The sequence below is a fragment of the Noviherbaspirillum sp. genome (genome assembly GCF_035654295.1).
GTDB lineage: Bacteria > Pseudomonadota > Gammaproteobacteria > Burkholderiales > Burkholderiaceae_D > Noviherbaspirillum.
Genome location: NZ_DASRXF010000051.1, coordinates 1 through 9,665 on the forward strand (window position 1 = coordinate 1; position 9,665 = coordinate 9,665).

The window sequence follows — 9,665 nt, forward strand, 5'->3', positions numbered from 1 at the left end:
CGGGACGACATACGGGAAGACTCCTTCCAAGGCATCGCGCGCTCCAGATTGTTGCAACGCGATGATCATAAAAGGTGTTACCCATGTCTCCCGACAGGTGTTACCTATGTCCCCCGGCTATACACGCAGCGAAACCCACCACCGCACATAAAGAACCGTAAAGTCGATAGAGCGCACCGAACCCCGCCACTCCCCCATCCTGTATAGTCGCAAATCGAAACGACTTTGCGGAGCAACTGATGGACAGCAACGACGACGGCCGCCGCGACGACCCGCCGGCGCGCCCCTGGATCCACCTGAAGACGACTTACGATGTCGAAGCGTGGATCGACAATTACAATCGCGACCTGCAGCGCACGATCGAAAAGAAGAATGCCCCCGGCTACGGCATCTGCTTCACGCTGTCGGCCGGCGGCGACATCTACATGCACACCACGCCGGAAGGCGAAATCCTGCTCGACGTGACACCGGATGCTGAATGGGCGGCACCGGTGATCGCCGCGGCATCGCGGGTGCCGGTGCCGCAGGGACAGGTCTGGTCCCTGCCCCCGGAAACGCTGACCCAGCTGGTGATGGGCTTGAGCCCGCTGATCGGTTCGACGCGCATCGTGCCGGAGCACGATTACCGCATCAAGAAGCGCTGGTAGTCCGGAGCCTTGCCCTTAACGCGCCAGTGGATTCGACGTGGGCTCGGCGACCTTCGCCAGCAGGTTGCGGTCGGTATGGTGGAAGGGTTCTTCCTGGCCGCGGATCATCATCACCGTGTCTTCATCGTAGCCCCAGGTGCCGTCGTCATTGATGGTCACCTTGATGCGGAATTCGACGGTGCGGAATGCATGTTCGAGGAAAGGATTGGAGCGGATGCCGAAATCCTCCGCCTCGCGCCGCGCGACCAGTTCGAAGCTGCTTGCATCCGCACTCGCCGTGCCGGATGCCATCGCGATCTGCCCGCGCGGAATGGCCAGGGTGTGGATGATGGTGCCGGTCGCGGGTTCCCACAGCCAGTAGCCGACCTGTTCATGGTAGGTCTTCACCTGGTCCGGCTTGGTCACGTGGGTGTGATAACGCAATCCGTAGAACAGCTGCGGCCCGTTCGTGACGGGATCGATCGGCTGCAATTCCATGCGCTCGACGAAGGCCTGCTTGCGCGGGCCGTCCGCCTTCGGCTTCACGTCGAGGCCGCGGCGGCCTTCCCAGACGCCGGCCATGCGGCGCAGCGGGCCGAGGTTGGCGAGGGTATTGACGTCGATTTCGGCAGGTTCCTTGAAGATGTCGGTGGGGAAGTCGCTCATGGTGTCATTCGTGAAATGGATGCGGTAGTGCAACAAGCGATTGTAGCGTGATCCCAAAAGCTGCAGCAGGAACAATCGTTCCGCGAACAAGTCTTTTCGATATGGACAAACAGGAAATCACCCTCGAAGACCTGGAGCGCTTCGCTGCGGCAATGGCGAGCGCGATTCCCGACCTCGATTGCCCGGAGTGCTGCGAGCAGGGCTGGAAATACGTGTACATGGAGAAAAGCGCGGCGCTCTTCCATGACGAGTGGGAATGGCACTGCCTGGCGCTGGCGATCCTGCATCGCCGGGTGCGGGCGCGGCCCTAGTTGGTACCGGCCTCTTCCTTCCCGGTCGCACACCGGCGGCAGATGCAGGCGAGGTTGCGCTGCGCCTCCGGAACGCGTGCCAGCGCGGAGGGATCGATCACTGCGGTGGTGCACCAGCACGGCGCGTCGAAGCTGCCGGCGGCAGCCGGCGCGCAGCCGTTAGGCCCGCCGCACAGCGGACAGGTATTGTTCGGTTTGGGATCGAGGGTAGCCATTATGCGAGTTTCGCATCGGTCTTCAGTTGCCGAACCGCCGCCACGAGCGCGAGGAATGCCTTGGTGCACGGTGTCCCGCTGCCGAGCATCGCCTTGGCCTGCTCGTATTCGCCGAGGTTGATCTGGCGTACGACCTTCTCCACTTCCGCATGAAAGACGGCATGCGCGTCGACGCAGGGCTGGAAGCTCTTCACGAACGGAAACTTGCGTTCGCCTTCCCCATGCAGCCAGTTGCCGAGCATGCAGCCGTCGGTCTTGCCGGCGGACTTGGGATCGAGCTCGTGCTGAGCGGCGATGGCAGCGAGGAGTTTCTGGCGGATTTCCGCATCCTTGGCCAGCGCTTCTTCGAGGTTCATGGCGATCCCTTCAATCGTTGAAGCGGCACATCATAGCAGGGTCGATACCGCATGTTAAGCAAGCGCTCCAGGCATGCATGCCCTCGCGTATCGCTGACGCGCGGACATTACTTGAACTGGGTCACCACTTCTATCGCAAAAATACAACGCACACCCCACAAAAAAGACACCGCTTTGGGAGGCAACTGATCCTGCACAAACATCTTGCCGCCTCGTTCATGTCAACTGAAAACGGATCCAGAAAAGGACATGTATTCCAACGAACATTTCAAAGGGTGCACGCATGAAAAAATCTCTTCTCTCCGTCGTCGTCGCCGGCGCGTTGGGGGCCTTGGCAGGGACAGCGTCCGCGCAGAACAACATCACCATCTACGGCATCGTCGATGCCGGCATTTCCTACGACAGGAATGTGACCGCTGCGGACAACGTATGGCGTCTCGATAGCGGTCTGCATTCCGGCTCGCGCTTCGGCATTCGCGGCACGGAAAGCCTCGGTGGCGGCCTGAATGCAAGCTTTACGCTGGAAAACGGTTTCAATGTCGACACCGGCACCTTGGGTCAGGGCAACCGCATGTTCGGCCGCCAGGCATGGGTCGGGCTGAACGGCGGCTTCGGCTCCGTGAAGCTGGGCCGGCAGCAGACGCCGCTCTACTACGCATTGCTGGCGGTCGATCCCTTCGCCATCAACCTCGCGGGCAATGCGCAGCGCATGTTCGGCTCCAGCCTGTATGTGGTCGACCCCTTCCTGCGCACCGACAACACGATCAACTACACCACGCCGAACCTCGGCGGTTTCACCGGCACCGCCAGCTACGGCTTCGGCGAAGTGGCAGGCGACCGCTCGACCGCACGGCAGATCGCCGCCGGCCTGGCGTACGTGAACGGCCCGATCAATGTGCAGTTCGCCTACCATGACGCCAACACCGCCACGCTGCCGGCCACCACGCCTTTCCTCGGCGCCGGCACCGCAGACCTGCGCACGGCCTTCATCGGCGGCACCTTCGATTTCGGTTTCGCCAAGGCGCACGCAGCCTTCGCCGACACCGAAGTGGAACAGGCAGGCACCGTCGACAGCCGCAGCTGGCTGGTCGGCGCTTCGGCACCGATCGGCTCGGGCACTGTCCTGGCCTCCTTCATCCGCAACGATGTGCGCGACATCGCCGCGGGTGAATCGGACCAGCTGGCGCTGGGCTTCATCCAGCCTTTGTCCAAGCGTACCAACATCTACACTTCGTTCAGCTATACCGAGAATGATCCCGCGGTGCGCCTGAATGCGTTTGCCAACGGGCAGAACGGCCGGCAGTTCAACGTCGGCGTGCGTCACCAGTTCTGATTGCGACGGCCGGGGCGGCCATGCTCCGGCCACACGCGCTATCTGATCCATGCAGGGAAATAACCGAGCGCGCCCTGCACCTGCCCGTCGTGGGCCGGCACCACGACGGTGTCGGGCTTCTTCTCCAGCACTGCGCGCACCTGTTCGATGGTGCGCATCGTGCGGTCCGCATCCTTGTCCACCAGCAGGCGCGCGGCCCAGAACTTGGGGCTTGCGCCCTTCACCGCGTCCGCGTTCCACACCACGTCCCCGACAAAGAAATAGCGCCGTCCCGAATCCACCGTCACGAACATGCCGACCGATCCCGGCGTGTGCCCGAACATCGGCACCAAGACCACCTTGCCGTCATTGAACAGGTCGGCGCTGTGGCTGAATCCTTCGTAGGGCTCGGGCTTGAATTCGAGCGTCTGCCAGCGGATCGACTCGCCACCCACCTGCGAGGGCCACGGCCCGCCAAGCGACGACACCGGCTGGCGGATCACCGCCAGCTCCTGCTCCGGCACCCACACCTGCGCCTCCGGGAAATCGCCGATACCGCTCACATGATCCCAGTGGCTGTGGCTGAGCACGATGCGCCGGATCGGCCCGATGCCGGCCTTGTCGAGCTGCACGCGCGCCGGCGTGACCGGCTCCTCGTAGCGGAAGAAGGGACGGTTCCAGAGCGGCATGTCCTGACTGTATTGCTCGGCGATCTTGCTGCCCAGGCCTGTGTCGAACAGGAAGAACTCGCCCCCGTGCTTGACCAGCACCGCGGAAAACACTGTCTCCGCATCCTTCCCGAAGCTGCCGCCGGCATACATCATGCCCTCGCGCACGCGCAGGCTGCCGGTCTTGATCAGGCTGAATCCGACCGACGGCAGATCCGATTGGGCGTGCGCGGCGGCAAAGATGGAAGCAAGCAGGATGGCGATGAACAGTCTGAGCAGTCTGGGCATGGTCGTCTTTCGTTATTGTTCGTTCCACAACTCTAGCGGGAATGCAGGAATAGGCATAATATTTTATTAATATGCTTGCCCTATAAATTTCCTATGGACGATTTCTTATGTTCGACCTGCGCGCCCTGAAGTATTTCGTCGCTGCCTATGAAGAAGGCTCGATCAGTGCCGCCGCCCGGCGCTGCTTCATTGCGCAGCCCTCGATCAGCGCGGCGATCCAGAATTTGGAAACGTCGCTCGGCACGCGCCTGTTCGAGCGCGCGCGGCAAGGCCTGAGGCCGACCGCGGACGGCGAGAAGCTCTACCCGCGGGCAAAGGATTTGCTGGCGGAATCGCAGGCGATCATGCAGAGCTTTTCCAGCCCGCCGCAGCGGGAGCTGCGCCTGCTGCTCGCCTGCGACATGCTGGTGCGCCGCGCCGGGCCGCTGATCGACCTGCTCTACCAGCGCATGCCGGGCGTGCAGCTCAAGCTGGTGCAGGAAGGCGAAGCCTTCGACCTGAAGCTCGCCTGCGAGCAGTTCAAGAGCGCCGACGAATGGATGCTGCCGCTCTGGGAAGAAGACTATGTGGCGCTCATTCCCGGCAACCATCCACTGCGCTTCAAGGCGCAGCTCGAACCGGCCGACCTGCACGGAGCGCCTTTCATCACCCGCTCCGCCTGTCCGTTGAGCCGCCTGTTCGCGCAAGCCATGGCGCGCGCGCACATCGCGCCGGATGTACGCGCCACGGTGGAGCGCGAGGAAACCGTGCCGGCGCTGGTGGAAATGGGCGTGGGGATTGCGATCCTGCCGGAATCGCATTGCGACGGGCTGACGCAGGCAGTGGTCAGGCCGCTGAAGCACGACAGCGACTTCAGGCGCAAGGTCGGGCTGGCCTGCCGCACGGAAGACATGGAGATGCTGAGGTTCGTCCGCCAGTCCAGGCAGGCACTGCAGCAGGCGTATGCCGGACAGCAGCGCGTCCGGCATGCGGCGTGATCAGAAGCGGATCTTCCCGGTCAGGATCTGCCAGTACATGACCCAATCTCCGAGCAGGCTGTAGAACGGATAGGAGAAGGTCGCGGGGCGGTTTTTCTCGAAGAAGAAATGGCCGACCCACGCAAAGCCGTAACCGAATAGCGGCAACAGCAGCAGCCCCATCCAGTTCTGCGTGGCGAGCACCCAGACCAGCGCGGCGAGGACCAGCGTGCTGCCGATGAAGTGCAGCCGGCGGCAGGTCTGGTTGGCGTGCTCGCCGAGGTAAAAGGGATAGAACTCGCGGAACGAGGAATAGCGGGCGACGGAAGCGTTGGTTTTCATGATGTCTCCTTGGTTTTGATCTGCATGGCCAACAGGAGCATTCAAGCACAAAATCCGGGAATCGGCAGCCTGCATCGCCTGCCGGAGAATTCGAACGGTGATAATCTGCCTGCCATGGACACACCAGACATCTACTTCGCCCGCATCGGCTATACCGGCCCGCGCACGCCCACGCTTGATGTCCTCAAGGAAATCTGCGCGAAGCATCCGGCGGCGATCGTGTTCGAGAACATCGATCCCTTTCTCGGCCGCACGCCCGTGCTGTCGCCGGCAGCGCTGCATGAAAAGCTGGTCGTCAATGGTCGCGGCGGGTATTGCTTCGAGCAGAACGCGTTGCTGCGCGATGTGCTGGTCACGCTGGGGATGACGGTCACCGCCCTCGCGGCGCGCGTGGTGTGGATGGCCCCGCCCGATATGCCCGCGCGGCCGCGCACGCACATGCTGCTCAAGGCCGAGGTGGGTGATGCGCCCGGCCAGTCCTTTATCGTGGATGCGGGCTTCGGTGGCCAGTTGTTCAATGTCCCGCTCCTGCTCGTACCGGGCCTGGAGCAGGACACGCCGACCGGCCCCATGCGCATCGTGGCCGAGGCCGGCATGCATGCGGTGGAGGCACTGACGCCGCAAGGCTGGAGCCCGCTCTACCGCTTCGGCCTGGACCCATGCCTGCCGGTGGATTACGAGCCGCTGAACTGGTTCACGGCCACCCATCCCTCCTCGATCTTCCGCAACAACCTGCTGATCCAGACCGTGACCTCACGCGGACGCACGGGATTGATCAACGACAGGTTGATGACTTCGACTGGGCAGACGCGCCGCATCGAAGACGCGCAGGCTTACGAAGCCGTGCTCCGCCAGGAATTCAATCTCGCGCTGCCGGTGCCGGCCGGCGAGTTGTTCGCACGCATTCCCAAGGGCCTCGACGGGATCGCGGCCCCGGGCCGCGATTAGTCCTGATCAACCGTCTCAGAACGCGGGCACCACGGCGCCCTTGTACTTCTCTTCGATGAATTTCTTCACTTCGGGAGAGTTCAGCGCCGTCGCCAGCTTCTTGATCGCCGGGCTGTCCTTGTTATCCTCGCGCGCCACCAGCAGGTTGGCGTAGGGCGAGTTGCCATCCTCGATGAAGAGCGAATCCTTCACCGGGTTGAGCTTCGCTTCCAGCGCATAGTTGGTGTTGATGAGCGCCAGGTCGACCTGGTTCAGCACGCGCGGCAGGGTCGCGGCTTCCAGTTCGCGGATCTTCAGGTTCTTCGGGTTGGACACGATGTCCTTCCGGGTGGCCGAGATATTCTTCGTATCCTTCAGCTTGAGCAGGCCCTGGCGTTCCAGCAGCAGGAGCGCGCGGCCGGAGTTGGACGGATCGTTGGGAATGGCAACGGTTGCGCCGTCCGGCAGGTCGGCCACTTTCTTGTGCTTGGCCGAGTAGGCGCCGAAGGGTTCGACGTGCACCTTGGCCACCGGCACTTCGATGTCATTCTTGTGGCCCTTCTTGAACTCGTCGAGATAAGGCTGATGCAGGAAGAAGTTGCCGTCCAGGCGCTTCTCGTTCACCTGCACTGCCGGCTGCACGTAGTCGGTGAACACCTTGACCTGCAGGTCAACGCCCTGCTGGGCGAGCTGCGGCTTGACGAACTCCAGGATCTCCGCGTGCGGAACCGGCGTAGCGGCGATGGTCAGCTTATCGGCGGCATGAGCCGCCAGCGGGACGAGGCTCAGGGACGACGCGAGCAGCAATGCAAATTTGAAACGCATAAACACTCCTGTAAAAAAAGATTACCTGCGGGTGAAACGGCGCACCAATCGGTCGCCGCCGTACTGCAGCAACTGGACCAGCACGACGAGAATGGAAACGGTCACGATCATCACGTCCGTCTGGAAGCGCTGATAGCCGTAACGCAGCGCGAGATCGCCCAGCCCGCCGCCGCCGACCACACCCGACATCGCGGCATAGGACACCAGCGCAATGGTGGTGACGGTGGCGGCCGCGAGCAGCCCGGGCAGGGCTTCGGGCAGCAGCGCATTGATCACGATCTGGTGCGTCTTCGCGCCCATCGCCTGGCAGGCTTCGATCACGCCGCGGTCGACCTCGCGCAACACGTTCTCCACCAGGCGCGCGAAGAAAGGCGTGGTGCCGGCAACCAGCGGCGGGATCGTGCCCTCGACGCCGAGCGAGGTGCCGACCAGCACCAGCGTCAGCGGAATCATCACGATCAGCAGGATGATGAAGGGCAGCGAACGCAGCACATTGACCGCCAGCGACAGCACCGCATACACCCCGCGCTGCTCAAGCAGCTGCCCGCGCGCCGTCAGGAACAGCAGCACGCCGAGCGGCAGGCCGAGGAGGACGGTAAAGACCAGCGACACACCGGTCATGGTGAGCGTGTCGATGGTGGCCTGGCCGATGTCGGCCCAATCGATATTCGAGAAATCCATCAGTTCAATACCTCGCAATGCACATTGAGGCTGCGGAACAGGCCGAGCACCGCCGCGGCTTCCTCGTCATTGCCGCCGACCTCCACCAGCAGCTGCCCGTAAGGCTTGTCCTTGATGCGCGACACCGCCCCCTGCAGGATCGTGATCCGGGCGCGCGTCTGCTCGACCACATGCGTCAGGATGGGCTGGTAGGCGGCATCGCCGACATACGTGAGGCGCAAGCGCCGGCCGCCGCCTGCCGTGCCACCGGCGGCATCGAAATCGTCATGCGTGTACTCGGCGACCAAGCTGCGCGTGACCGGATGCTTCGGATGCAGGAACACATCGGCCACCTCGCCGCTCTCGACGATCTCGCCGGCATCGATCACCGCCACTAGGTCGCAGATGCTGCGGATGACCTGCATCTCATGGGTAATCAGCACGATCGTCAGCCCGAGCCGCACATTGATCTCGGCCAGCAGCGACAGGATGGACTGCGTGGTCTCGGGATCGAGCGCGGACGTCGCTTCATCGCACAGCAGAAGCTGCGGCGCATTCGCGATGGCGCGGGCGATGCCCACGCGCTGCTTCTGCCCGCCCGAGAGCTGTGCCGGATACTTGTCCTTGTGCTCGCTCAGGCCGACCAGTTCCAGCAGCTCATCCACCCGGCGGCGGCGCGCCTCGCTGCAATGGCCGCCGGCCAGCTTGAGCGGAAACTCCACGTTCGCCGCGACGGTTTTCGCCGACAGCAGGCTGAAGTTCTGGAACACCATGCCGATGCGCTGGCGCGTGCGGTCCAGTTCCCCCTTGGCGAGGGTCGTGATATCCACGCCGTCGATGCGCACGGTGCCGCTGCTCGGACGTTCGAGCAGGTTGAAGGTGCGCAGCAGCGTGCTCTTGCCCGCGCCGGAGCGGCCGATGATGCCGAAGATTTTTCCCTTCGGGATGTGCAGATTGATGTCACGCAGCGCGCTGATGGCGCGGCCGCCGACCTGGTAACTCTTTTGGAGATGCTCGATATGGATCACGTTGGGATGGACTGCCGGGCGCGAAAGTGCGGAAGATTAACGAAACCGATGTAGAGAAGGAACGAAGCATTTCTCATTTGCTTATGGGCATCACCCTCCATACCTTTGTTCCAGGCGAAATTGGGGGATTTGTCCGAAGAATGATCGGTGAGGGGGTGGGCTGACCGAAGATCGTGAATCAGGCGGGCCGTGGGGGAAATCAAGGGAAATGCGGTTCGCACCGGTCGCCCGTCATCCCGACGAACGTCGGGATCCAGTGTCTTAACAGGCGCCCGATAACGCCACTGGATCCCGGCTTTCGCCGGGATGACCGGGTCATCTTGCTATCTCAGGTGAACGGCACTCGCGCAAAGGGCTGGCATTTCCCGCCGGCGTTCCGTTATAATTGCGACCTTCTCGCTGCCCAGATGGCGGAATTGGTAGACGCGCAACGTTGAGGTCGTTGTGTCTTAGGATGTGGAGGTTCGAGTCCTCTTCTGGGCACC

13 protein-coding genes and 1 tRNA gene are annotated in these 9,665 nt (G+C 62.8%); 6 read left to right on the forward strand and 8 right to left on the reverse strand.

Going from position 1 to position 9,665, the window contains the following annotated elements:
* The first annotated feature begins 239 nt into the window (after window positions 1-239).
* Window positions 240-647: a hypothetical protein gene (locus VFF99_RS06165; RefSeq protein WP_325015996.1), complete on the forward strand. Its 408-nt coding sequence runs from the start codon at window positions 240-242 to the stop codon at window positions 645-647.
* 15 nt (window positions 648-662) lie between these two features.
* Here the strand turns inward: VFF99_RS06165 and VFF99_RS06170 are convergent, their stop codons facing one another.
* Window positions 663-1,292: an FABP family protein gene (locus VFF99_RS06170; protein ID WP_325015998.1), complete on the reverse strand. Its 630-nt coding sequence runs from the start codon at window positions 1,290-1,292 to the stop codon at window positions 663-665.
* A 101-nt stretch (window positions 1,293-1,393) separates the two neighbouring features.
* Here VFF99_RS06170 and VFF99_RS06175 point away from each other — a divergent pair, with 101 nt between their 5' ends.
* Window positions 1,394-1,603, forward strand: coding sequence for a hypothetical protein (locus VFF99_RS06175; RefSeq protein WP_325016000.1), 210 nt, complete (start codon window positions 1,394-1,396; stop codon window positions 1,601-1,603).
* Here the strand turns inward: VFF99_RS06175 and VFF99_RS06180 are convergent.
* Together VFF99_RS06180 and VFF99_RS06185 are read right to left on the reverse strand one after the other, a co-directional pair.
* Complete coding sequence (locus tag VFF99_RS06180) at window positions 1,600-1,818, reverse strand: cysteine-rich CWC family protein (protein WP_325016002.1); 219 nt, start codon at window positions 1,816-1,818, stop codon at window positions 1,600-1,602. The two genes, VFF99_RS06175 and VFF99_RS06180, sit on opposite strands and share 4 nt — an antisense overlap.
* Window positions 1,818-2,174 carry a chemotaxis protein gene (locus VFF99_RS06185; protein WP_325016004.1) on the reverse strand — a complete coding sequence of 119 codons (357 nt, stop codon included), beginning with the start codon at window positions 2,172-2,174 and terminating at the stop codon, window positions 1,818-1,820. The genes VFF99_RS06180 and VFF99_RS06185 overlap by 1 nt, the downstream gene beginning before the upstream one ends.
* A gap of 283 nt (window positions 2,175-2,457) precedes the next feature.
* On the opposite strand from VFF99_RS06185, the gene VFF99_RS06190 reads away from it, so the two are divergent.
* Entirely contained in the window at window positions 2,458-3,507 is a 1,050-nt protein-coding gene (locus VFF99_RS06190; protein ID WP_325016006.1) for a porin, read from the forward strand.
* Between the two features lie 38 nt (window positions 3,508-3,545).
* On the opposite strand, the gene VFF99_RS06195 is transcribed toward VFF99_RS06190, so the two are convergent.
* Entirely contained in the window at window positions 3,546-4,442 is an 897-nt protein-coding gene (locus VFF99_RS06195; RefSeq protein ID WP_325016008.1) for an MBL fold metallo-hydrolase, read from the reverse strand.
* 107 nt (window positions 4,443-4,549) lie between these two features.
* On the opposite strand from VFF99_RS06195, the gene VFF99_RS06200 reads away from it, so the two are divergent.
* Window positions 4,550-5,419 (forward strand): LysR family transcriptional regulator, encoded by an 870-nt coding sequence (locus VFF99_RS06200; RefSeq protein ID WP_325016010.1) that lies wholly within the window; start codon window positions 4,550-4,552, stop codon window positions 5,417-5,419.
* Here the strand turns inward: VFF99_RS06200 and VFF99_RS06205 are convergent, their stop codons facing one another.
* Window positions 5,420-5,740, reverse strand: coding sequence for a DUF962 domain-containing protein (locus VFF99_RS06205; protein WP_325016012.1), 321 nt, complete (start codon window positions 5,738-5,740; stop codon window positions 5,420-5,422). It lies immediately after the preceding gene.
* A 114-nt stretch (window positions 5,741-5,854) separates the two neighbouring features.
* Between VFF99_RS06205 and VFF99_RS06210 the strand changes: the two genes are divergently transcribed.
* A complete protein-coding gene (locus VFF99_RS06210) occupies window positions 5,855-6,688 on the forward strand; it encodes an arylamine N-acetyltransferase (protein WP_325016014.1) in 834 nt (277 codons plus the stop codon).
* A gap of 15 nt (window positions 6,689-6,703) precedes the next feature.
* Here the strand turns inward: VFF99_RS06210 and VFF99_RS06215 are convergent, their stop codons facing one another.
* Genes VFF99_RS06215 through VFF99_RS06225 form a run of 3 tightly spaced genes read right to left on the reverse strand, consistent with a single transcriptional unit; the run spans window position 6,704 to window position 9,180 of the window.
* Window positions 6,704-7,492 (reverse strand): MetQ/NlpA family ABC transporter substrate-binding protein, encoded by a 789-nt coding sequence (locus VFF99_RS06215; RefSeq protein ID WP_325016016.1) that lies wholly within the window; start codon window positions 7,490-7,492, stop codon window positions 6,704-6,706.
* 21 nt (window positions 7,493-7,513) lie between these two features.
* Window positions 7,514-8,173 carry a methionine ABC transporter permease gene (locus VFF99_RS06220; protein WP_325016018.1) on the reverse strand — a complete coding sequence of 220 codons (660 nt, stop codon included), beginning with the start codon at window positions 8,171-8,173 and terminating at the stop codon, window positions 7,514-7,516.
* A complete protein-coding gene (locus VFF99_RS06225; protein WP_325016020.1) occupies window positions 8,173-9,180 on the reverse strand; it encodes a methionine ABC transporter ATP-binding protein in 1,008 nt (335 codons plus the stop codon). Before VFF99_RS06225 ends, VFF99_RS06220 begins: the two co-directional genes overlap by 1 nt.
* 401 nt (window positions 9,181-9,581) lie before the next feature.
* On the opposite strand from VFF99_RS06225, the gene VFF99_RS06230 reads away from it, so the two are divergent.
* Window positions 9,582-9,663, forward strand: a tRNA-Leu gene (locus tag VFF99_RS06230).
* The last annotated feature ends 2 nt before the right edge of the window (window positions 9,664-9,665 follow it).